Origin of the sequence: Candidatus Skiveiella danica (genome assembly GCF_022705245.1) — a bacterium.
Classification (GTDB): domain Bacteria; phylum Pseudomonadota; class Gammaproteobacteria; order Burkholderiales; family Burkholderiaceae_C; genus Skiveiella; species Skiveiella danica.
The window spans coordinates 194608-216173 of sequence record NZ_JAKJEW010000002.1; the positions used below are offsets into that span (position 1 = coordinate 194608).

The 21566-nt window shown below is 65.5% G+C and carries 21 protein-coding genes; 11 read left to right on the top strand and 10 right to left on the bottom strand.

The window, feature by feature from the left end:
• Positions 1-41: 41 nt before the first annotated feature.
• Positions 42-422 (bottom strand): HIT family protein, encoded by a 381-nt coding sequence (locus ACMUOY_RS02145; protein WP_413890601.1) that lies wholly within the window; start codon positions 420-422, stop codon positions 42-44.
• Positions 423-473: 51 nt separating this feature from the next.
• On the opposite strand from ACMUOY_RS02145, the gene ACMUOY_RS02150 reads away from it, so the two are divergent.
• The 3 genes from ACMUOY_RS02150 (at position 474) to ACMUOY_RS02160 (ending at position 3176) form a co-directional block, all read left to right on the top strand.
• On the top strand, positions 474-773 hold the full coding sequence (locus ACMUOY_RS02150) for an acylphosphatase (RefSeq protein ID WP_413890603.1): 300 nt from the start codon (positions 474-476) through the stop codon (positions 771-773).
• A 217-nt stretch (positions 774-990) separates the two neighbouring features.
• Entirely contained in the window at positions 991-2193 is a 1203-nt protein-coding gene (locus ACMUOY_RS02155) for a M20 aminoacylase family protein (RefSeq protein ID WP_413890605.1), read from the top strand.
• Between the two features lie 14 nt (positions 2194-2207).
• Positions 2208-3176 carry a tripartite tricarboxylate transporter substrate binding protein gene (locus ACMUOY_RS02160; protein WP_413890607.1) on the top strand — a complete coding sequence of 323 codons (969 nt, stop codon included), beginning with the start codon at positions 2208-2210 and terminating at the stop codon, positions 3174-3176.
• Between the two features lie 40 nt (positions 3177-3216).
• Here the strand turns inward: ACMUOY_RS02160 and ACMUOY_RS02165 are convergent, their stop codons facing one another.
• From ACMUOY_RS02165 to dnaA, 6 genes are all read right to left on the bottom strand, one after another.
• On the bottom strand, positions 3217-4080 hold the full coding sequence (locus tag ACMUOY_RS02165; protein ID WP_413890609.1) for an SDR family oxidoreductase: 864 nt from the start codon (positions 4078-4080) through the stop codon (positions 3217-3219).
• A gap of 42 nt (positions 4081-4122) precedes the next feature.
• Positions 4123-5469: a type II toxin-antitoxin system HipA family toxin gene (locus tag ACMUOY_RS02170; RefSeq protein ID WP_413890611.1), complete on the bottom strand. Its 1347-nt coding sequence runs from the start codon at positions 5467-5469 to the stop codon at positions 4123-4125.
• Positions 5470-5471: 2 nt separating this feature from the next.
• On the bottom strand, positions 5472-5735 hold the full coding sequence (locus tag ACMUOY_RS02175) for a helix-turn-helix domain-containing protein (RefSeq protein ID WP_413890613.1): 264 nt from the start codon (positions 5733-5735) through the stop codon (positions 5472-5474).
• 187 nt (positions 5736-5922) lie between these two features.
• The gene (gene gyrB, locus ACMUOY_RS02180; RefSeq protein WP_413890615.1) at positions 5923-8526 is read right to left on the bottom strand and encodes a DNA topoisomerase (ATP-hydrolyzing) subunit B; all 2604 of its coding nucleotides are present in this window, start codon (positions 8524-8526) and stop codon (positions 5923-5925) included.
• An 84-nt stretch (positions 8527-8610) separates the two neighbouring features.
• Entirely contained in the window at positions 8611-9729 is a 1119-nt protein-coding gene (gene dnaN / locus ACMUOY_RS02185) for a DNA polymerase III subunit beta (protein WP_413890617.1), read from the bottom strand.
• A gap of 115 nt (positions 9730-9844) precedes the next feature.
• Positions 9845-11257, bottom strand: a complete 1413-nt coding sequence (gene dnaA, locus ACMUOY_RS02190) for a chromosomal replication initiator protein DnaA (RefSeq protein ID WP_413890619.1) — start codon at positions 11255-11257, stop codon at positions 9845-9847.
• 219 nt (positions 11258-11476) lie between these two features.
• Here dnaA and rpmH point away from each other — a divergent pair, with 219 nt between their 5' ends.
• From rpmH to mnmE, 5 genes are all read left to right on the top strand, one after another.
• Complete coding sequence (rpmH, locus tag ACMUOY_RS02195) at positions 11477-11611, top strand: 50S ribosomal protein L34 (RefSeq protein ID WP_005798102.1); 135 nt, start codon at positions 11477-11479, stop codon at positions 11609-11611.
• A gap of 64 nt (positions 11612-11675) precedes the next feature.
• A complete protein-coding gene (locus ACMUOY_RS02200; RefSeq protein WP_413890627.1) occupies positions 11676-12110 on the top strand; it encodes a ribonuclease P protein component in 435 nt (144 codons plus the stop codon).
• A gap of 2 nt (positions 12111-12112) precedes the next feature.
• On the top strand, positions 12113-12385 hold the full coding sequence (gene yidD / locus ACMUOY_RS02205) for a membrane protein insertion efficiency factor YidD (protein ID WP_413890659.1): 273 nt from the start codon (positions 12113-12115) through the stop codon (positions 12383-12385).
• Positions 12382-14076 (top strand): membrane protein insertase YidC, encoded by a 1695-nt coding sequence (yidC, locus tag ACMUOY_RS02210; RefSeq protein WP_413890629.1) that lies wholly within the window; start codon positions 12382-12384, stop codon positions 14074-14076. The genes yidD and yidC overlap by 4 nt, the downstream gene beginning before the upstream one ends.
• Before the next feature lie 45 nt (positions 14077-14121).
• Positions 14122-15528 (top strand): tRNA uridine-5-carboxymethylaminomethyl(34) synthesis GTPase MnmE, encoded by a 1407-nt coding sequence (gene mnmE / locus ACMUOY_RS02215; protein ID WP_413890631.1) that lies wholly within the window; start codon positions 14122-14124, stop codon positions 15526-15528.
• A 28-nt stretch (positions 15529-15556) separates the two neighbouring features.
• Here the strand turns inward: mnmE and ACMUOY_RS02220 are convergent, their stop codons facing one another.
• The gene (locus ACMUOY_RS02220; protein ID WP_413890633.1) at positions 15557-16123 is read right to left on the bottom strand and encodes a flavodoxin family protein; all 567 of its coding nucleotides are present in this window, start codon (positions 16121-16123) and stop codon (positions 15557-15559) included.
• A gap of 56 nt (positions 16124-16179) precedes the next feature.
• Here ACMUOY_RS02220 and ACMUOY_RS02225 point away from each other — a divergent pair, with 56 nt between their 5' ends.
• The 3 genes from ACMUOY_RS02225 (at position 16180) to ACMUOY_RS02235 (ending at position 20290) form a co-directional block, all read left to right on the top strand.
• Positions 16180-17088 carry a LysR family transcriptional regulator ArgP gene (locus ACMUOY_RS02225; protein ID WP_413890635.1) on the top strand — a complete coding sequence of 303 codons (909 nt, stop codon included), beginning with the start codon at positions 16180-16182 and terminating at the stop codon, positions 17086-17088.
• A 79-nt stretch (positions 17089-17167) separates the two neighbouring features.
• Entirely contained in the window at positions 17168-19459 is a 2292-nt protein-coding gene (locus ACMUOY_RS02230) for an ATP-binding protein (RefSeq protein ID WP_413890637.1), read from the top strand.
• A gap of 213 nt (positions 19460-19672) precedes the next feature.
• The gene (locus ACMUOY_RS02235) at positions 19673-20290 is read left to right on the top strand and encodes a TetR/AcrR family transcriptional regulator (protein WP_413890639.1); all 618 of its coding nucleotides are present in this window, start codon (positions 19673-19675) and stop codon (positions 20288-20290) included.
• 61 nt (positions 20291-20351) lie between these two features.
• Here ACMUOY_RS02235 and ACMUOY_RS02240 read toward each other — a convergent pair whose 3' ends face one another.
• The gene (locus ACMUOY_RS02240) at positions 20352-20774 is read right to left on the bottom strand and encodes a universal stress protein (protein WP_413890641.1); all 423 of its coding nucleotides are present in this window, start codon (positions 20772-20774) and stop codon (positions 20352-20354) included.
• Positions 20775-20930: 156 nt separating this feature from the next.
• Positions 20931-21566: fasciclin domain-containing protein (locus ACMUOY_RS02245; RefSeq protein ID WP_413890643.1), on the bottom strand; the 636-nt coding region annotated here is incomplete at its 5' end.

Consider the following 21566-nt stretch of genomic DNA (forward strand, 5'->3'; position numbering starts at 1 on the left):
AGAAACTCCGCAAGGCTAGACGAGTAGTCGGCGTTCATGGCTCACCAATACCGCGCCTTCCCCGGCATCACCCACCGCACCCCGCCCCGCGGGTCTTCCGCATCGCCCGCGTAGCGCGGGATCAGGTGGATGTGCAGGTGCGGCACGGTCTGGCCGGCGGCGGGGCCGTCGTTGATGCCGATGTTGTAGCCCTGGGGCTGGTGGCTGCGCGCCAGGCCGGCGCGGGCTTCGTCCAGCAGGGCCAGCAGGCCGGTGCGCTCCTCGGGCGTGAGGTCGAAGAAGCTGCCCACATGCCGGCGCGGGATGATGAGCGTGTGCCCGGGTGTCACGGGGTAGGCGTCGCGCACGATCAGGCCCGCGGCGTTGCTGCCGGCGATGCGCTCGGGGCCCAGGTGGCAGAAGGGGCAGGGCTTGGTTGGCATCGCGCAAGCTTAAACAACAGCGGCGAGAAATCGGCGGTTTACGATGCGTCCATGTCCACCCCGCCCCCGCCCACCCTCACCCGCCACCTGCGCGTCACCGGCCGCGTGCAGGGCGTGGGCTACCGCTGGAGCATGGCCCGCCAGGCGCGTGCGCTGGGGCTGGCGGGCTGGGTGCGAAACCGGCTGGACGGCAGCGTGGAGGCGCTGGCGCACGGCCCCGCCCCTGCGGTGCAGGCGCTGATCGACTGGGCACATCGTGGGCCCGAGCTGGCGCGGGTCGAGGGGGTGCAGGTCATCGCCGCAGAGGCCGAGGCCGCACTGGCCGGCTTTGAGCAGCGCGAGACGGCTTGAGGGGTTGCCGTTCGGGCACGGGTGAGCCTTGCTAAGGCTGTTGAGGCAAGAATCTGAACAAAAACCCTGCTTTCCCAGCGCGGAATGGTCGTTGATTGCTATGGTTTCAGGACTGTCGCGCAGGTGGCGCCTGGTTCGGCGTTTCTTGTCAGAATGGCCGTTGCCGCGCGTCGCGCCACCCAAAGGCGCGCGCCTGATCCGCACGCAAGGAACCCCGATGAACCTGGTTGATAGTTTTGCCGATGTATCGCGCTTCGTGCGCCTGCGCCGCGACATCCATGCGCACCCCGAGCTGGGCTTTGAAGAACACCGAACGTCCGAGATCGTCGCTGGCCTGCTGCGCGAGTGGGGCATCGAGGTGCACACCGGTGTGGCCGGCACCGGCGTGGTGGGCGTGCTGAAGTGCGGCGACGGGGCAAGGACCATCGGCCTGCGCGCCGACCTCGACGCGCTGCCGCTGCAGGAGGAAAACCATTTCCCCCACCGCTCCACCCACGACGGGCGCATGCACGCCTGCGGGCACGACGGCCACACCACCATGCTGCTGGCGGCGGCCTGGCACCTGGCGCAGACCCGCGACTTCAGCGGCACGGTGAACTTCATCTTCCAGCCGGCCGAGGAGATGGGCAAGGCCGGCGCGCTGAAGATGATCCAGGACGGCCTGTTCGAACGCTTCCCCTGCCAGGCGGTGTTTGCGCTGCACAACTTCGCGCTGGGCGACAAAGGCAAGCCGGGCGACTTTGCGCTGAATGAGGGCGCGCTGATGGCATCGAGCAACACCTGGCGCGTGACCATGGTGGGGCGCGGTACGCACGCCTCGCTGCCGCACACCGGGCTGGACCCGGTGGGCGCGGTGATCGACTTGGGCCAGCAGCTGCAGGGGCTGGTGCCGCGCGTGATCGACTCCAACGAGCGCGCGCTGCTGGCCGTCACGCAGCTCCAGGGCTCGGACGCCCCCAACGTCATCCCCGACCAGGCCTGGGTGGGCGGCACGGTGCGCACGTTTTCGGAGAGCGCCACCGACGCCATCGAGGCCGGCCTGCGCCGCCTGGCCGACGGCATTGCGGCTGCGCACGGGTGCACCGCCGACATCTTCTTCCGCCGCGCCTCGCCACCGGTGGTCAACCACGCGGCCGAGGCCCGTTTTGCCGCCAGCGTGATGCGCGAGGTGGTGGGCGACGCGGCGGTGGACGATGCCTTTCCCGCGGTGATGGGCGCGGAGGACTTCGCCCACATGCTGCGCGTGCGCCCGGGCTGCTATGCCTTCATCGGCAATGGCGACGGCGCGCACCGCCTGCCCGACCACGGGCCGGGGCCGTGCATCATCCACAACACGTCTTTTGATTTCAACGACGCCATCATTCCGGTTGGCGCCAGCTATTTCGTCCGACTCGCCCAGCGCTGGCTGGCCCAACCCTGAAGGAGTTTGCTTTCATGCACAAGAAGAACTGGACCCGCCGCGCCGCCGTGGCCGCCACCCTGGCCCTGCTGGCCGCCGCCTCGGCAACGGCGCAGCAGCGCGTCATCCGCATCATCGTGCCCTTCGGCCCCGGCGCGGTGCAGGACACCATCGCCCGCACCTTCAACAATGAGCTGGGCCAGGTGCTGGGCGCGTCGGTCATCGTGGAAAACCGCGCCGGCGCGGGCGGCACCATCGGCACCGCGATGGTGGCCAAGGCCCCGCCCGACGGCAACACCCTGGTGCTGGCCGCCGCCAGCCACACGCTGGCCGGCCACCTGTATGCCAAGCTGCCCTACGACCCGATCAAGGACTTCGTGGGCGTGTCCTATCTGGGCAATTCGGGCTATGCGATCGCCGCGCCGGGCAATCTGGGCGTGAACAACCTGGTCGAGTACGTGAAGCTGATCAAGTCCAAGCCGGGGCAGCTCAACTACGCCTCGGCCGGCAGCGGCAGCGCCACCCACATGGGCATGGCCTACTTCCTGGCCAAGGCCGGTGGCGACATGCAGCACATCCCGATGAAGTCCACCGGCGACGCGGTCAACGAGGTGCTGGCCGGCCGCGTGCAGGGCGTGACCAGCTCGCTGATCGGCATCATGGCCTTCAAGGGCGACCCGCGCATCAAGATCCTGGCCTACACCGGCTCGCAGCGCTCCAAATTCATGCCCGAGCTGCCCACCGTGGCCGAGGCGGGCGTGCCGGGCTACAAGTTCGACTCGTGGATCGGCCTGCTGGCGCCTGCCGGCACGCCCAAGGCCGAGGTGGACCGCATCAACGCCGCCGTCATCAAGGTGATGGCCGACCCGGTGGTGCAGGAGCGTTTCGTGCGCCTCGGCGTGGAAGCCGGCACGATGCCGTCGGACGACTTCCAGAAGCTGCTGCGCGCGGATTGGGACCAGGCGGCCGTGATCGTGAAGGCGTCGGGGGCGCGGATCGAGTGAACGCTCGGCGGGGCCCCTGGGCGCCGCCGGCGGGCAGGGCTCAGTCCTGGGTCCAGCCTTCGCTGGCCGTCCAGAGCGCCTGCGCCAGCGCGGCATCCCGGGCCACGGGCGTGGGAGTGGCCACGGCGCACTGGTCGTAATACAGGCCGGTCTGCTGCGCCACCGCATCGGACGTGGCGCAGTACAGCGTGGTCTTTGCGCCCTCTTCCGAGTCGATCATGAACAGCTTGACCAGGGCATCCAGCGGCCAGGGCACGGAGCGCCACACATTGGTGCCCACCACGCCGGGGTGCAGCGCGTAGGTGGTCACGCCGGTGCCCGCCAGACGGCGCCCCAATTCGGACGCGAACAGAATGTTGGCCAGCTTGGCGACGCTGTAGTCCATCAGGCCGCCGCGGCTGCGGCTGGGTTGGCGCACGGCGGCGAAGTCGATGCCCTTGGCGTGGCGGTGCGCCCGGCTGGCCACCACCACGACGCGCGACGGCGCTGCTTGCTTGAGGCGATCCAGCAAAAGCCGGGTCAGCAGGAAGTGGCCGACATGGCAGACGCCGAAGGCCAGTTCGAACCCGGACTTCGTGAACCCCTTCTGGCCGGCCAGCCCGGCATTGTTGACCAGCAGGTGCAGCGGCAGCTCGCGGGCGTTGAAGGCCTGTGCGCATTGGCGCACGCTGTCCAGGTCGCCGAGGTCCAGCGCGATGAATTCGGCTTTAGCCTTGCCGCCGCTGCGCTGGGCGATTTCGTCAAGCACCTCGGCGGTCTTGCCCGCGTCGCGGCAGGCCAGAAACACGTGGTAGCCGCGCAGCGCCAGCTCCACCGCCGTGACGCGGCCGATGCCGGAGTTGGCGCCGGTGACGAGGGCGACCCGGGAATTGGGGGTCACGGGGGTGGAGGTCGGAGGGGTCATGTCAGGTGCGTCCGCAAGGGTGGGAGGGTGTAGGGCGGTCCATTAGGCTTCGGGCTGTTCATGCAGGCGCCTCGCCTGGGTTCGCAACCCCTCGAAAATGGCGCTGGCGACATCTTCCGGGAAGCCCGGTGGCAGCTGCTGGGCGACGGCTTCGATGGCGTCCTCCACCTTGGCAAGCAACTCGTCGATGATGTCCTCGGCGTTGTCGCCCCAGCCGGACCGTGCGGCGGTCACGTTGAAGTGGCGCCGCATGACGTTAGACAGGTGGTAGTGGCGGTTTTTTCCGGAGACGGCCATGGCCAGCCTGGCGTTCTTCCAGGCGAGCTGGTTCTTGCCATGGCCGATGATGGGCCAGGCCGAGAGCACGTCGTACAACGGGGTCAGCGTGTACGCGCCTGCGGCGTGCAGCCGGATGCTGAAGTTCTTCGCGTGCCCATCGGTGGCGGCCATCAGCCAGAAGGTGATCTGGCTGGCCAGGAGCGTGCGCAAGTCGGCGCGCGCGTCCTGCGAGCCGTGCAGCACCTGCGCCAGCTGCTCGATGCCTGGCCCGCCGTCGGCTTCGTACTTGATGGCAGGGTTCACCCCGCGGGCCTGGCAAAAGTCTTCTTGCGGAAGGCGAACAATCCATTGCCCAGACGGGTGCAGCTTGCGGTCGAATCTCTCGACCACCAGCACTGGCGGATGGTCCGCAAACGTGACGATGTCAGCCTGGGCCACGTCGAACCCCAGCGCAGCCATCAGCTTCAGGCACAGCCACTCGTTGTAGACCGAGGTGCGCATGTCGGCTTGCATATTGCCAACGAGACCAAGTGGGAGCTTGATGATGTGCGTCGTTGGGGTGGCGCCCTGTGGGCGCATCCACTGGCCCTGGTGCCGCAGCAACGCCGTCTTTTCCTGGGCACCGGCAATGGAGATGCGAAAGTCGTGCTCGGGCTCCTGCTTGCCGAACGGGAGCCCGGTCACCGTGCGGCGGAGCAAGGCGGCAACGGCTTCATCGTCCAGGGGCTCGCCTTCGATGCGGTCGAAGCCCGTGGGCTCCTCGTGCGCGTCCAGCAGTTGCACGGCGCCCACGCAATCGCGACCGATGGCCGCGAGCAGGTCGAATGTGCCCTCGGAACCCGCAGCGTAGCGTTGCGCCAGGCGCTTTCGGATGGCGCTGCTCTCAGGCAGCAGGTTCTCGAAGAAGTTCTCGACCAGCTCGCCGCGCAGGGGCTGGTTGTCCAGCAGCGGCAGCGGCAGGGAAAGCGACAGCGGCCGCGCGGCGGCGGATGTGAGCCACCTGTCGGCATAGGCCAGCTTCATGGGCTGGTTGCCAGCGGGGGTCCAGTAGCCGACGAGCTCACCGTTGGTCCAGATGGAAAGCGGGCGAGAATGCGCGCGTCTTCCCATGGCTACCAGTCGGTTTCCGGGGGCTGCGCAGGCGGGTTGTCCTCGCGCAGCTGCAGGCTGAAGTGAAGTCCGAGCTGGGCGCACATCCCCAGGAGCTGGTCGACGCTCAGCGTGCCCGGGGCGAGCTCCAGTTCGGAAATGCGCTTCTGGCTCAGTCCTAAGCGGGTGCCCAGTTGAGCCTGCGTGAGCTTGCGGCTCTTGCGCACGTTCACGAGGAGCGCGCCCAGCTGAGCTGAGGTGACGATGGGTTGGGTGCGATTGAGCATAGTTACCGCCTATTCCGGCAGGAGAATCTTAGCGGTATTTCCGGTAAATATCAAAAACCGGCTAAGACGGTAAAATGAAATTACCGGAATATGCAGTATCTAGACGCCTCAGCCCGAAGCGTCCAAGTCGGCCCTGCCCCTGGCAACACCGAGCGCACGGGCATAGCCGCGCGAAAAGACCGCGCGATCAGACGTCGATATTGCCGGCGCGCAGGGCGTTGGTCTCGATGAAGTCACGCCGCGGCTCCACCTCGTCACCCATCAGCATGGTGAACACGCGGTCGGCCTCGATGGCGTCGTCAATCTGCACCTTGAGCAGGCGGCGCACGGTGGGGTCCATGGTGGTTTCCCAGAGCTGCTCGGGGTTCATTTCGCCTAGGCCCTTGTAGCGCTGGCGGCTGGTGGTGCGCTCGGCTTCCGAAATCAGCCATTGCATGGCCTGGCGGAAGTCGCTGACCTTTTCTTCCTTCTGGCGCTCGCCTTCGCCGCGCATGACGCGTGCGCCTTCGCCCAGCAGGCCGCGGAAGGTGTTGGCCGCTTCGGCCAGCGCGGCGTAGTCGGCGCCGTGAACGAAGTCTTGCGTGATGACGCTGCTCTTGATGTTGCCGTGATGGTGGCGGCTGATGCGCAGGATGGGCTTGTCGGTGCGGGCGTCGAATTCGCTGGCCACTTCGGCCGGCGTGCCGGTGGTGTTGAGCTCGCGCAGCTTGAGCTGCAGCGCCACGGCGCTGGCTTCGGCCTCGGCCACCGTGTCCAGGCTGATGGCCACGCCGTCGGCGATGGCGCGCAGGGCTTCGGCGTCCATGAACGCGCCGACGCGGCCGATGACCGCCTCGGCCACCTGGTGCTTGCGCGCCAGCTCGGCCAGCGTTTCACCGGCCATGGTGGTGCCGGCGGCGCCGCCGGTGAACACGCTGGCGTGCACCAGGGCGATGCGCAGCAGGTAGCTGTCGAGGTCGGTCGGGCCCTGCAGGTAGAGCTCTTCCTTGCCGGACTTGACCTTGTACAGCGGCGGTTGCGCGATGTAGATGTGGCCGCGTTCCACCAGCTCGGGCATCTGGCGGTAGAAGAAGGTCAGCAGCAGGGTGCGGATGTGCGCGCCGTCCACGTCGGCGTCGGTCATGATGATGATGCGGTGGTAGCGCAGCTTGGCGACGTTGAAGTCGTCGTTGCCGGTGCTGCCGCCGGCCTTGCCGATGCCGGTGCCCAGGGCGGTGATCAGCGTGAGGATTTCATTGCTGGTCAGCAGCTTTTCATACCGGGCTTTTTCCACGTTCAGGATCTTGCCGCGCAGCGGCAGGATCGCCTGGAATTTCCGGTCACGACCCTGCTTGGCGGAGCCGCCGGCGGAGTCGCCCTCGACGATATAGATCTCGCACAGTGCGGGGTCTTTTTCCTGGCAGTCGGCCAGCTTGCCGGGCAGGCCCATGCCGTCGAGCACGCCTTTGCGCCGGGTCATGTCGCGGGCCTTGCGGGCGGCCTCGCGGGCGCGGGCGGCCTCGATGATCTTGCCGACGATGATCTTGGCGTCGGCCGGGCGCTCCTGCAGGTAGTCGGTGAGCAGCTTGCTGACGATGTCTTCGACCGGGCCGCGCACCTCGGAGCTCACGAGCTTGTCCTTGGTCTGGCTGGAGAACTTGGGTTCGGGCACCTTGACGCTGAGCACGCAGCACAGGCCTTCGCGCATGTCGTCACCGGTGACCTCGACCTTGGCCTTCTTGGCCAGTTCGGTTTCCTCGATGTACTTGTTGATGACGCGGGTCATGGCCGCGCGCAGGCCGGTCAGGTGGGTGCCGCCGTCGCGCTGCGGGATGTTGTTGGTGAAGCACAGCACCTGCTCGTTGTAGCCGCTGTTCCACTGCATCGCGACCTCGACGCCGATGTTGGTGCCCTGGTCGCTCTGGCGGTCGCCAATGGCATGGAAGATGTTGGGGTGCAACACCGTCTTGCCCTTGTTGACGTAGTTCACGAAGCCGCGCACGCCGCCGGCACCGGCAAAGTCGTCTTCCTTGCCCGTGCGCTCGTCCTTCAGGCGGATGCGCACGCCGTTGTTCAGGAAGCTCAGCTCGCGCAGGCGCTTGCTGAGGATTTCGTAGTGGAAGTCGTTGTTCTGCTGGAAGATCTCGGTGTCGGGCAGGAAGTGCACCTCGGTGCCGCGCTTCTCGGTCTCACCGATCACCTTCATGGGCGAGACTTCAACGCCATTGACCACTTCGGTGATGCGGTTCTGCACGAAGCCCTTGCTGAACTCCATCACGTGGACCTTGCCTTCGCGGCGGATGGTCAGGCGCAGCATCTTGGACAGCGCGTTCACGCAGCTCACGCCGACGCCGTGCAGGCCGCCGGAGACCTTGTAGCTGTTCTGGTTGAACTTGCCGCCGGCGTGCAGCTCGGTCAGGGCGATCTCGGCAGCCGAGCGCTTGGGCTCGTGCTTGTCGTCCATCTTCACGCCGGTGGGGATGCCGCGGCCGTTGTCGACCACGCTGATCGAGTTGTCGGAGTGGATGGTGACCAGGATGTCGTCGCAGTGGCCGGCGAGTGATTCGTCGATCGAGTTGTCCACCACCTCGAACACCAGGTGGTGCAGGCCGGTGCCGTCGGACGTGTCGCCGATGTACATGCCGGGGCGCTTGCGCACCGCCTCAAGCCCTTCCAGGATCTGGATCGCCCCTTCGCCGTAGCCTTCGGAAGCACCCGCCTGGTGGGCGTCGATCGTGGGCTGGAAATTGGAGCTGTCCTCGGTGGACTCGCCGGTGTGCACGGCGTCGTCGGGCTTGTTTTCGTCGGTCATGGGGGCTCTTCTCACTCTCTTTAATGCTCAAAACCCGCCTGTGCCGGCGGGTTTTGGTCATTGTTTGCTATCAATTCAGGACTATCAGATCCGCATCGGCATCACCACGTACTTGAACGTGGCGTTGTCGGGAATGGTCATCAGGGCCGAGCTGTTGGAGTCGGCCAGGTCGATTCGCACCATGTCCTGGCTCATGTTGCTCAGCGCATCGATCAGGTAGGTGACGTTGAAGCCGATCTCGATGCTGTCGCCGCCGTAGTCGATGTCGAGCTCGTCCACCGCCTCTTCCTGCTCGGCGTTGTTGGACGCCACGCGCAGCGTGCCGGGGTCGATGTTCAGGCGCACGCCCTTGAACTTGTCGCTGGTCAGGATGGCGGTGCGCTGCAGGCTGGCCAGCAGCGGCGCGCGGCCCAGGGTGATGCTGTTCTTGTGGTTCTTGGGGATGACGCGGTTGTAGTCGGGGAACTTGCCTTCGACCAGCTTGGTCACGAACTCCATGCCGCCGAAGCTGAATTTGGCCTGGTTGTTGGCGAACTGCATCGCGATCTGGGGCTGGTTGTCGCCGCCGGCATCAGACAGCAGGCGCTGCAGCTCGATCACGGTCTTGCGCGGGAGGATCACCTCCTGCTTTGGCACTTCGACGTCGAGTGTGGCGCTGGCGAAGGCCAGGCGGTGGCCGTCGGTGGCCACCAGGCTGAGTTGCTTGCCCTCGGCCACGAACAGGATGCCGTTGAGGTAGTAGCGGATGTCGTGCACCGCCATCGCGAACGACACCTGGCTCAGCAGGTCTTTGAGCGTCTTCTGCGGCACGCTGAAGACGGGGCCAAAGTTGGCCGCTTCCTGGACCAGCGGAAAGTCTTCCGCCGGCAGGGTCTGCAGCGTGAACTTGCTCTTGCCGCCCTTCAGGATGAGCTTGGCTTGCGACGATTCCAGGCTGACCGTCTGGTCCGCCGGCATGGTGCGCAGGATGTCGATCAGCTTGCGCGCACCCACCGTGGTGGTGAAGCTGCCGCTGTCGCCATCGAGCTCCGCGGTGGTGCGGATCTGGATTTCGAGGTCGCTGGTGGTCAGCTGCACGCTGGAGCCGGTCTTGCGAATCAGCACGTTGGCCAGCACCGGCAGCGTGTGGCGCCGCTCCACGATGCCGCAGACCGACTGCAGCGCCGACAGCACTTTGTCTTGTGTTGCTTTCAGGACGATCATGTCTACCTCTTGTCTTCTCTGTTCTTGAATTCAAACGGCCGCGCGAGCGGGGAGCCGCCGGCACCGGCGCGCCACCCGGCATTGTCCCCTTTTTCGTGCAGCGCCTGCCTCACCGTCAACCCTTGAGCGTCTGCTCCAGCACGTGCAGCTGCTGGTTCAGTTCGGTCATCTGCTGGCGCTCGCCGGAAATCTTGCGCACCGCATGCAGCACGGTGGTGTGATCGCGCCCGCCGAACAGCTCGCCGATCTCGGGCAGGCTCTTCTGCGTGAGCTCCTTGGCCAGGTACATCGCGATCTGCCGCGGCCGGGCAATGCTGGCCGGGCGCTTCTTGCTGTACATGTCGGCGACCTTGATCTTGTAGTAGTCGGCCACCGTCTTCTGGATGTTTTCCACCGAAATCTGTCGGTTCTGGATCGACAGCAGGTCGCGCAGCGCCTCGCGGGCGAGCTGGATCGAGATTTCCTTCTGGTTGAAGCGGCTGTACGCCAGGATCTTGCGCAGCGCGCCTTCGAGTTCGCGCACGTTGGAGCGCACGTTCTTGGCGACGAAGAAGGCCACTTCCTCGGGCATTTCGACGCTTTCCGCGCGCGCCTTGTTGATCAGGATGGCCACGCGCATTTCCAGCTCGGGCGGCTCGATCGCCACCGTCAGACCGGAGTCGAAGCGTGAGACCAGGCGCTCGTGGATGTCGGCCAGGCCCTTGGGGTAGGTGTCCGAGGTCATCACGATGTGGCTCTTTTTGGCCAGCAGCGCCTCGAAGGCGTTGAAGAACTCTTCCTGGGTGCGGTCCTTGTTGGCGAAGAACTGCACATCGTCGATCAACAGCAGATCGAGCGAGTGGTATCGCTCCTTGAACTCGTCGAATGTCTTGCGCTGGTAGGCCTTGACCACATCCGACACGAACTGCTCGGCGTGGATGTAGAGAACTTTGGCGTCCGGCCGGTCGACCAGCAGCTTGTTGCCCACCGCGTGCATCAGGTGGGTCTTGCCCAGGCCGACCCCGCCGTAGATGAACAGCGGGTTGTACAGATGCCCGGGCATGGTGGCCACGTGCATGGCCGCGGCGCGGGCCATGCGGTTCGCTGTGCCCTCGACCAGGGTGTCGAAGGTCAGCGCGGTGTTGAGCCGGTTGCGCAGGCCGTTGGCAGCGGCTTCTTCCGCCGCAAGGCCGGGGTCGGGTGCAGCGTCAAATGCCGCGATGGCGGAAGATACGTAAGGCCTGGCAACGCTTTCCCGGGGGGTGAGCGCCAACTCCATGGCCACGGGCTGGCCGTAGATCTTCTCCAGCAGGGCGGAAATCCGGCCGGCATATTGCGCGCGCACCCAGTCGAGCTTGAAGCGGTTGGCCACGTACACCGTGGCCCGGGAGAAGTCGTCGGCGACCTGGGCGGTCAGGGGCTTGATCCAGGTGTTGAACTGCTGCTCGGGCAGTTCCTGTGCCAGCTGGTCGAGGCAGGCCTGCCAGAGGCTGTGTCCCGGTCCTTGCGCCGCCTGCGCATCGGATCCGGAGTGGTGTCCCTCGGTCATTATGGGTGTCGATTTCTGTGGATAGTTATTATTGGGCGAGCGCCGGATTCTACTTTGTCAAGGACTTATCCACATGCTGGAAAGTCCTTATGGACCCGGGGTTTGACCGGCGTCGGTGTTTCCTTTCTATTGCCGGGGGTTGGAAACTTTGCGATAATCGCCGGTTTCCCTGAAAGTGTTCAGGGCAATTCTGATACTGAACATCCCAAGGACTCCATCATGAAACGCACTTACCAACCCTCCAAGACGCGTCGCGCCCGCACCCACGGCTTTCTGGTTCGCATGAAGACCCGCGGTGGCCGCGCCGTCATCAATGCCCGCCGCGCCAAGGGCCGCAAGCGTCTGGCTGTCTGAGTCCGGGCCCGCGAGCTCGATCTGGCGAGTCTTCGCTGGTGACGTGTTTCGTTGGATGCCCATCGTGCAGCGGCTGAAAACGCGTCCGCAATTCCAGGTCACGCTGGCCTGTGGCATTGTTTCCCGGACGGCCCATTTCGCCCTGCACCGCTCGCCGCTTGACCGCTCGCCTGCCGGCGACAGTCGCCCGGATCACGCGGGGCCCGACGCCAGGCCGCTCTTTGGCGTGCAGGATGTCTGGGTCGGCGCCATGGTGCCCAAGCGCTGGGCCCGCCGCGCGGTCACCCGCAACACCATCAAGCGTCAGATCTATCAGGTGAGCGCGACCTTCGAGCCGCGCCTGGCGGCGGCGGCCCATGTGGTGCGCCTGCGCGCCACCTTTGATCGCAGCCAGTTCATCAGCGCCACCTCGGACGTGCTCAAACGCGCCGTTCGCGCGGAACTCGAGCAGTTGTTCGGCCGTGTCGCCGATACCGGGCTGGCGGAGCAAGCGGCATGATGATCGTCCAGCGCGCGCTGATGCGGCTGGTGCGGGCCTACCAGTTGCTGATCAGCCCGATGCTGGGCGCCTCCTGTCGTTTCGAGCCGACCTGTTCCACTTACGCAATTCAGGCGCTGGAGCAGCACGGCGCCGCCGCCGGCAGCTATCTGGCCGTGCGCCGCATTGCGCGCTGCCAGCCCTGGTGTGATGGTGGGCACGACCCGGTCCCTGCAGACAGGCCCCGGCTGTTTACCCAGTTGCTCTCCCCTTCCTCGACAAAGAAGTCTTCATGAACGATATCCGGCGCACCATCCTGTGGGTGATTTTTGGCTTCTCCATGGTCATGCTTTGGGACCAGTGGCAGGTCTATAACGGCAACAAGGCGACCTTCTTCCCTTCACCGGCCAAGACCGTAGCCAGCGCCGCGCCGGCAAGCGCTTCTGCGGTGCCTGCTGCGTCGGGGGTGCCTTCGTCGAACGCTGTCGCTGCCACCGCCCAGTTGCCAGCGACGACGGCTGCGGCGCCCGCACAAGCGGCTGCGCCGCGCGAGCGCGTGGTCGTTTCCACCGACGTGCTCAAGCTGACGCTGGATTCCGAGGGCGGCACGATCGTCAAGTCGGAGTTCGTCAAGCATGCCGACATGGCCGACCCGCAGAAGTCGACCGTGCTGCTGGACGAAAGCAAGGACCGCTTCTATGTCGCGCAGACCGGCCTGATCGGCGGCGCATTCCCGACCCACAAGACCCCGATGACCGTAACCGGCGAGCGGGTCCTGAAAGACGGCGTCAACGAGTTGGTGGTGAAGTTCGAGTCGCCCGATCTCGGCGGCGTCAAGCTGGTCAAGACCTACACCTTCAAGCGCGGTTCCTACGCCATCGCTGTGAAGCACGACGTGATCAACACCGGCTCCGCGCCGGTCTCGCCCCAGCTGTACCTGCAACTCGTGCGCGACGGCAACAAGCCGCCGGGCGAGTCTTCTTTCTACTCCACCTTCACAGGCCCGGCGGTCTTCACCGACGCCAAGAAGTACCAGAAGGTCGAGTTCAGCGACATCGAAAAAGGCAAGACCGAGGAGGTCGACAAGAATTCGCCCAACGGTTACGTCGCCATGGTCCAGCACTACTTTGCGTCCGCCTGGCTTCTGGCCGACGGTGTGGTTCGCGAAAACTTCGTGCGCAAGGTGGATACCAACCTCTATGCCGTGGGCATGATCACCCCCGTCAAGGACATCGCCCCCGGAGGCTCGAAGTCGGTGGAGGCGCGCTTCTTTGTCGGTCCGCAGGAGGAAAAGGTGCTCGAATCGCTGGCACCCGGCCTGGAACTGGTGAAGGACTACGGCTGGTTGACCATCCTGGCCAAGCCGCTGTACTGGCTGCTCGACCAGTTGCACAAGGTCATCGCCAACTGGGGCTGGTCCATCGTGGCACTGGTGTTCCTGCTCAAAGTGGCGTTCTACTGGCTCAACGCCAAGGCCTACGCCAGCATGGCCAAGATGAAGGCGATCAACCCCAAGATCATGGAGATGCGCGAGCGCCTGAAGGACAACCCGCAGCAGATGCAGCAGGAGATGATGCGCATCTACCGCGAGGAAAAGGTGAACCCGATGGGGGGCTGTTTCCCGATCGTGGTGCAGATCCCTGTGTTCATCGCGCTGTACTGGGTGCTGCTGTCCAGTGTCGAGATGCGCAATGCGCCCTGGATCCTGTGGATCAAGGACCTCTCCACGCCCGACCCTTATTACATCCTGCCCCTGCTGATGACGGTCACCAGCATGCTGCAGACCGCGCTCAACCCTGCGCCGCCCGATCCGATGCAGGCCAAGATGATGTGGATCATGCCGCTGGTGTTCAGCGTGATGTTCTTCTTCTTCCCGGCCGGCCTGGTGCTGTACTGGCTGACCAACAACATCCTGTCGATTGCCCAGCAATGGGTCATCAACACCCGGATGGGGGTGCCACCGCAGTTCAACTTGCCCAAGTTCTAAGGATCCCTGCAAGGACCGCGCAAGCGGCCCTTGTGCCTTCAGACCATGCCACTGAGCTCGTCCGATCCGATTGCTGCCATTGCGACGGCGCCCGGGCGCGGCGCTGTGGGGATCGTACGGGTCTCGGGTCGGGGGCTGGACAGCCTGACCGAGGCGCTGACCGGCCGTCGCCTGAAGCCGCGCGAAGCCAGCTACGGGGCATTTCGCGATGCCGATGGCTCGCCCATCGACCACGGGCTGGCGCTGTTCTTTCCCGCGCCGCATTCGTTCACCGGCGAAGACGTGCTGGAACTGCAGGCCCATGGCGGTCCCGTGGTACTGCAACTGTTGCTGGCGCGCTGCCTGGCGGCTGGCGCAGAATCCGACCCCACCACGAGCCAGCCAAGGCTGGCTGGCATGCGCGTGGCGCGACCTGGCGAGTTCACCGAGCGCGCCTTTCACAACGACAAGATCGACCTCGCGCAGGCCGAGGCGATTGCCGACCTGATCGATGCCAGCACCGAGGCGGCGGCGCGCAGCGCCAGCCGGTCGCTGTCGGGAGAGTTCTCCCGGGAAATCCACGCCCTGCGCGACGCATTGATTCACCTGCGCATGCTGGTCGAGGCCACGCTCGACTTCCCCGAGGAAGAGATTGACTTCCTGCAGAAGGCTGACGCAAAGGGTCAGTTGGAGCGCCTGCAGCAGGCGCTGGCGCGGGTGATGGCGCGCGCGCGCCAGGGCGCGCTGCTTCGCGAGGGTATCAAGGTGGTGATCGCCGGACAGCCCAATGCGGGCAAGAGCTCGCTGCTCAATGCGCTGGCGGGGGCGGAACTCGCCATTGTCACGCCGGTGGCGGGCACCACGCGGGACGTGGTGGCGCAGACCATTCAGATCGCAGGCGTGCCGCTGCATGTGATGGACACGGCCGGGCTGCGCCACAGCGAGGACGAGGTCGAGAAGATCGGCATCGAACGCGCCTGGGGCCATATCGAGACCGCCGACGCGGTGTTGTTCCTGCACGACCTCACCCGCCTGGATACCCCTGAATACATAGCAGAAGAAGACCGGATCACGCTGGGATTAGGCGAAAAACTCCCGAAAAATATCCCGGTGATCGACGTCTGGAACAAACGCGACGCCGCCTTCCCCGCCGCGCCTCGCGCGGGCGTGATGTTGTCGGCCAAGACCGGCGAGGGGCTCGATGCGCTGCGGCATAAACTGCTGGAAGCGGTGGGCTGGCAGGCCGCGCCCGAGGGCGTGTTCATCGCGCGCGAGCGCCATGTGCAAGCCTTGCGCCGTGTTGACGCTCACCTGCTGTCGGCGACGGCCCACCTTTCGACGGCGTCGCCGACGCTCGACCTGCTGGCCGAAGAGTTGCGCCTGGCGCAGACCGCGCTGAACGAAATCACCGGCGAATTCACGTCCGACGACCTGCTCGGCGTGATCTTTTCCAGCTTCTGCATCGGCAAGTGAACAGGGGCAGGCTGCTTGCCGCGGCCGACTAAAGCAGAAACCGGGCCGCCGCTGCAACTGCTTGAGCGTCCGCCTCGATCGCTCCGGGCGGGCCGCCTTTGCCCCACAGCACCGGGCCTGCAACACCGCCCCAGGTCATCGGGAAGAATTCAGCGCACAGGCGCACCGAGTCCATCATCGGCTGCGCCTTGGCGCGGTCGCCGCTGGTGGTGATGAGGCGCAAGGTCTTGCGGGTCATCAGGTCCTTGAACGGCACGCCGGGAATGCGCAGCCAGCCGCTCCAGTGATCGATGCAGGTCTTGATCGTCGAGGGCAGGCTGTACCAGTACACCGGCGCGACCAGCACGATGTCGGTCGCGGCCAGTGTGGCGTCGAGCAAGGTCTTCAGGTCGCCCTCCGGCATCGGGTACTGGCCGGTGGTGTGGCGCAGGTCCACAAAGGGCGGCAGGTGCATGCGCGCAAGGTGCATCCATTGTTGTGTTGTGCCCTGCGGCAACGTGGCCGCGGCCTGGCGCGCCAGCCATTCGGTGTTGCCCACATGGCCGGCTTCGCGGGTCGATGCGACGAGGAAGAGAAATTTTCGGTTGTCGGTCATGCCGCCAATATAAAGAAAAACTAAACTCCAGCACTATTCATCACCTCCACTGATCGATGAGCACCTTTGATCCCGACGCCCTGGAGTGCCTCGCGGCCATCGTCGAGGAAACCGGTTTCGAGCGCGCGGCGCAACGGCTGAACATCACCCAGTCGGCCGTCTCGCAACGCCTGCGCGCGCTGGAGGCGCAGGTGGGCACCGTGCTGATCGTGCGCAGCCGCCCGCTCAAGGCCACCGCGGCCGGCTTGTTGCTGCTCAAACACACCAAGCAGCTGCGCCTGCTGCGCGCCGATCTGGAGCGCGACCTGCGCGAGCTGGCGCCCAGCTCCACCGGTGGGGGGCGCGAGGAAGAACGAATCTCGATTGCCATCAACGCCGACAGCATTGCCACCTGGGCGCTCGGCGCGCTGGGAGACCTGGTGCGCCAGGGCCTGCCACTGGAGATCATCACCGACGACCAGGACTTCACCCACGAGTGGCTTCGTTCCGGCCAGGTGCTGGGCTGCGTGACGACATTGAAGCAGCCTTTGCGTGGCTGCAAGCTGGTGCCCCTGGGTGCCATGGACTACATCGCAGTCGCCTCGCCCGCCTATGCGCAGACGCAAGCGCCCCAAGGGCTCACGCCGCACAACTTCAGCCGCATTCCGTTCATGGCCTTCAATCGCAAGGACGACATGCAGGGCGGATTCGTCAGCAAGGCTTTCGGGCTGAAGCGGGTGGCCCTGAGCCAGATGTTCGTGCCCAGTTCGGAAGGTCAGGTGCGGGCCGTGCTGGCGGGCTGGGGCGCCAGCGTGCTGCCGGGCCTGCTCGTGAAAGACCTGATCCATGCGGGGCAGCTGGTCGATCTGGCCCCGGGCCATGTCCTTCCGATCCAGCTGTATTGGCATTGCTGGAATCTGGAGTCCGATGTGCTGGACGCGCTCAGTGCAGCGCTCACGACAGCGGCCGCGCGCGCGCTGCACTGAGCGCATGTCGCCCCCGTGGTCCGCGCGCCCGCCGATCGCCCTTTCTTGATGGCCCATCCGACTTCCGCATGAGCGCCCCATGAGCGACGAATCTACCCAGTTTCAGCCGACCTACACCCTGGATGCCGTCGAAGCCCAGCGGCCGCTTTCCTGGATGACTCTGCGCAAGCTGCTGGTTCTGCTGGTATTCATGGCGGCGGTGCCGCTGATGGTGATTGAACTGCTCAGCAGCCAGCGCGAACAGGACGTGGAATTGCGGCGGGCGCGCGAAAGCATCGATGCGCTGACGGATGCCATCGCTGTCAGCAACACCCGGTTGGTCGAAGGGGTCGATCAGTTCCTGCTGGCGCTCGCGGCGTCACCGGTCATCGCAGGCAATGACCTGCAGGCGTGTGCCCGCTACCTGCAGCGCATCCTGGCCCTGCAGCCGACCTATCTCAATTTCGGCGTGATCGCGCCCGACGGTCGTCTGCTGTGCGAGGCCACGGGCCATCCGGCCAGCTTCAATCTGGGGGACCGGGGCTATTTCCAGAGGGCGCTGGAGGGCGGTGGCCTCGTGGTCGGCGATTACCAGGTCGGACGCGTCACCGGGCGCCCGTCGATCGCGTTTGCGCGCCCGGTCATGACGGAAAACGGGGTTGCCAAGGGTGTCGTGTATGCCGCCCTGGACTTGCAGGCACTCTCTGACAACCTGCGTGCCGGCAGGGCCATGCCGGGTGCCGCGGTACTTTTGGTCGATGCGGGCGGCATCGTTCTGGCGTCCAGCGGCGGGGACGTGGCGCATTTGGGCCGGCCACTCGCCGATAGCGCCTTGCGCCAGGCCGTCGCGCGCCGCCAGGTGGGCGTGGTGGTCGAAGAAAAGGGGAGCGGAGCCGCGGTATTGCGCGCCGTGCGTCCAGTCAAGGCGGGCGTTGGCCGGGCTCTGTATCTGGCGGTGGCGGTGCCCGCGGAGACGGTCATCGCGCCGAGCCTGCGACGCCTGCATCTGCGCCTGGCGGGTATCCTGGCCATTGCGCTGGGCGTTGCGGCTGCCGTATGGGTCGGCGGCTACCGGCTGGTGGTGCGTCCGGTGGAGCGGCTGATCACGGGCTTGCGCCATGTCGAGGCAGGCGACTATGTCCAGGCGTTGAACCGGACGTCCTCGCCCCTGCGCGAACTCGATGAACTGCAGCGCTCGCTGGGCAGCCTCGCCATGGCACTCGACGCGCAACGGTTCGAACGCGACCAGGCGCTGGCGGCCTTGAGTGAACGCGAGGCGCGCTACCGGGAACTGTTCAAGGCCAATCCGCAGGTCATGTTTGTGTACGAGATCCGCTCGCTTCGTTTTCTGGCCGTCAACGAAGCTGCGCTGGCTTTCTATGGCTACAGCCGCGAGGAAATGCTCGACATGGCGCTGCAGGATGTCGAGCCGCCGGGCATTCAGGCACCGCCGCAACCGAGTCCAGGCGGCGCTGCGACCGAGCGGAACCTCGCGGTGTCGGGCCCGCGCAGACATCAGAACAAGAACGGCGATATCCGGCTGGTGGAACGGATCGCTTCGCCCACGGTCTTTGAAGGCTGGCCGGCCGAACTGATGATGGTCACCGATGTCACCGATCGTCTGGCCAGCGAGGCGCGGGTGCGCGAGGGGGCAGAGCGGCTGGAGCAACGAGTGGCCGAGCGCACGCGCGAACTCCAGCTGTCCATCCGCGAACTGGAGGCCTTTTCCTATTCGGTCTCGCATGACCTGCGCAACCCGCTGGGCGCGGTGGGCATGTTCGGACAGATGCTGGCCGCGCATTTGGGTGACACCGCGGACGAGCAGGCGCGGCTGTACCTGGCCCGTATCGAACAGGGCGTGCGGGGAATGGAGAGCCTGATCGACGACCTGCTGACGCTGGCCCAGGTGGCGCGGGCCCAGCTCGTCATGGCCCCGGTGGACCTGACGGCGTTGTGCCGCGAGGTGATCGAAGGCTTGCGCCTGGCCGATCCGCAGCGCAAGGTCGACGTGTCACTGGAGGACGGCTTGCAGTGCACGGGAGATGCCGGCTTGCTGCGCCAGATGTTGGTCAACCTGCTGGGCAATGCCTGGAAATTCACATCCCGCACGCCGCAGGCCCGGATCCGGATCGGGCGCGAGCCGGGGGCCACCGGCCCGGCGGCAGCCTTTTTCGTGCAGGACAACGGCGCGGGGTTTGACATGAAATTTGCGGGTCGTCTGTTTCTGCCGTTCGAACGCCTGCATGGCGACCATGATTTCCCGGGCACCGGCATCGGCCTGGCCACGGTCCAGCGCATCGTGGCGCGCCACGGCGGGCGCATCTGGGCCGAGGCCGTGCCCGAACAGGGCGCGACGTTCCACGTTGAAATCGGTTCACACCTGCCGGACTGAGGTCGCTTCACGTTTCGGCACCTGACGGCGCTGTGTGGGTTTGCCGCCCGTCCAGCCGCCGTGCACCCTTGCGTGGGGTGATGGCCCGAATGCGAGACCACGGGAAGTGCCTGCGGCAGACGCAGCGTTGGACCTGGAGTCTGTGTTGAGACGAACCAGTTTATATTTGACCTTGACGTGCACATTGAATACTCAAACGGATAAAATGTGCGAATGAACGCCCCCACGCCCGTCAAACTGTCATTCAAGGCCCAGATGCTGCAGGCCCGCGAAGCGGCCATCATCCAGTCGGTCAACCGCTTGCTGGCCGAGAAAGGCTTCGATGCCATGACCGTCGATGAAGTGGCCGCGGACGTGGGCATCGCCAAGGCCAGTCTGTACAAGCATTTTCCCAGCAAGGAGGACCTGGCCTGCGCGGCGATGGTGCGGGTGATGCGACGTGCCCAGGACTTCCTGCAGTCGCTGCCGGCCGATGCGTCGCCGCTGGACAACATCCGCGCCGTCGCGCGCTGGACCATGCAGGTTCAACTGGCCGGTGAAATGCCATCCTTGCCCAGCCAGAACTCCAGCCTTCGCGCCACCCTGATGAAGAGCCGGGACTACATGGACGGGCTGATCGAGATCAGCGACCAGCTCGGGGGCTGGATTGAAGCAGCGCAAGCCCAAGGCAGCTTGAACCCCGGCCTGCCGCCGCTGGTCGTGCTTTACACACTCTTTGCGCGCGCATGCGACCCTGTGCTGGAGTTCTTGAAAATGGCTGGCCTTCACACCGACGAGCAGATCGTCGATCTGGTGATGGCGACTTGCTTCGAGGGTTTGCGGTCCCGCTAGCCACAGGTGGCTCGCAAGGCTCCCCGGAGCAGTTACGTGGCCGCAATCGCGGCCCGATGCGTCAGCGCACCAGCAACACCGGCGTGCTGCAATGCGCCAGCACCTGCGTGGCAACCGAACCCATCACCAGGTTGGTCAGCGCGCTGTGACCGTGCGAGCCCATGATCACGAGGTCGAACTTCCCGGCATCCGCGAATTTGGCAATGGCCTCGCCCGCATGGCCGACTTTCCAGGCGCTTTTTGCATTGATGCCATGGCGGGCCAGGAATTTGCACACCGGCGCCAGGATCTTCTCCGCCTCTTCGGCGTGGTAGCCATCGGCGACGTCCTTTCCAACGGCGGCGCGGGCCCGCGGGGGTAGCGGCGCCTGAGCTGTGAAGACCGTATAGTCATTGACCGCTGCGAACAACTCGATGTGCACGGTCAAGTAGGCCAGCATTTTCTTTGTGTACTTGCTTCCGTCAACAGCCAGAAGGATCTTCATGGTGGGGCTCCTTTTCGATGGTCGATGCCGCGAGTTTAGCCCTGTCAGTCCGTTGGTTTGAGCGCAACCGCTTCTGCTGCCTTACGCAGTGGCGCCGGCCACTCCTGGAAAGTGGCCGGCTCATAGGCTTGCGCGCACTCTGGACGCGCGGCACGCTCAGGCTGCGGGCAAGATGACCTTGTCGATCACGTGGATCACGCCGTTGCTGGTGAAGACGTCGGTGGCAACAATGCCCGCCTGGCGGCCACGGCGATCGGTGATCTTCAGCGAAGCGTTGACCGTGAAGGTCTCGCCCTGAACGGTCGGGATGGCGGCACCCACTGGCACATCGGCCTTGAGCACACGGCCCGAAACGACGTGGTAGGTCAGGACCTTGGTCAGCAGCGGCTTGTTGGCCAGCAACGCTTCTTTGCTCACGCCCAGCTCGCCCAGCAAGGCCGCGAAGGCCGCATTGGTGGGAGCGAACACGGTGAACGGGCCGGTACCTTGCAACGTGGAGACCAGGCCCGCTGCGACAACCGCTTCCACCAGGATGCTGAAGTCCGGCAGGCTTTGCGCCGTGGCCACGATGTCTTTGTTGGCCGGCAGGATGACTTTGTCAATGACGTGAATCACGCCGTTGCTGGCAGCGACGTCGGTGGCCGTGATGTTGGCCACCCGATTGCGGCCATCGGTGATCTTCAGGCCACCGGTCGACTCGATCTTGAATACGCCACCCTGGACGGAGGTGATCGCTTTGCCCACAGGTACGCTGGCGGCAGGAACCTTGGCGGGCACCACGTGGTAGGTCAG

Coding starts and splice junctions, on each gene's coding strand:
- ACMUOY_RS02145 (WP_413890601.1), bottom strand. CDS start 422: ATGCCAACCAAGCCCTGCCCCTTCTGCCACCTGGGCCCCGAGCGCATC.
- ACMUOY_RS02150 (WP_413890603.1), top strand. CDS start 474: ATGTCCACCCCGCCCCCGCCCACCCTCACCCGCCACCTGCGCGTCACC.
- ACMUOY_RS02220 (WP_413890633.1), bottom strand. CDS start 16,123: ATGACCGACAACCGAAAATTTCTCTTCCTCGTCGCATCGACCCGCGAA.
- yidC (WP_413890629.1), top strand. CDS start 12,382: ATGAACGATATCCGGCGCACCATCCTGTGGGTGATTTTTGGCTTCTCC.
- dnaN (WP_413890617.1), bottom strand. CDS start 9,729: ATGATCGTCCTGAAAGCAACACAAGACAAAGTGCTGTCGGCGCTGCAG.
- ACMUOY_RS02175 (WP_413890613.1), bottom strand. CDS start 5,735: ATGCTCAATCGCACCCAACCCATCGTCACCTCAGCTCAGCTGGGCGCG.
- rpmH (WP_005798102.1), top strand. CDS start 11,477: ATGAAACGCACTTACCAACCCTCCAAGACGCGTCGCGCCCGCACCCAC.
- ACMUOY_RS02160 (WP_413890607.1), top strand. CDS start 2,208: ATGCACAAGAAGAACTGGACCCGCCGCGCCGCCGTGGCCGCCACCCTG.
- ACMUOY_RS02170 (WP_413890611.1), bottom strand. CDS start 5,469: ATGGGAAGACGCGCGCATTCTCGCCCGCTTTCCATCTGGACCAACGGT.
- mnmE (WP_413890631.1), top strand. CDS start 14,122: ATGCCACTGAGCTCGTCCGATCCGATTGCTGCCATTGCGACGGCGCCC.
- ACMUOY_RS02230 (WP_413890637.1), top strand. CDS start 17,168: ATGAGCGACGAATCTACCCAGTTTCAGCCGACCTACACCCTGGATGCC.
- ACMUOY_RS02155 (WP_413890605.1), top strand. CDS start 991: ATGAACCTGGTTGATAGTTTTGCCGATGTATCGCGCTTCGTGCGCCTG.
- dnaA (WP_413890619.1), bottom strand. CDS start 11,257: ATGACCGAGGGACACCACTCCGGATCCGATGCGCAGGCGGCGCAAGGA.
- ACMUOY_RS02240 (WP_413890641.1), bottom strand. CDS start 20,774: ATGAAGATCCTTCTGGCTGTTGACGGAAGCAAGTACACAAAGAAAATG.
- gyrB (WP_413890615.1), bottom strand. CDS start 8,526: ATGACCGACGAAAACAAGCCCGACGACGCCGTGCACACCGGCGAGTCC.
- ACMUOY_RS02235 (WP_413890639.1), top strand. CDS start 19,673: ATGAACGCCCCCACGCCCGTCAAACTGTCATTCAAGGCCCAGATGCTG.
- ACMUOY_RS02165 (WP_413890609.1), bottom strand. CDS start 4,080: ATGACCCCTCCGACCTCCACCCCCGTGACCCCCAATTCCCGGGTCGCC.
- ACMUOY_RS02225 (WP_413890635.1), top strand. CDS start 16,180: ATGAGCACCTTTGATCCCGACGCCCTGGAGTGCCTCGCGGCCATCGTC.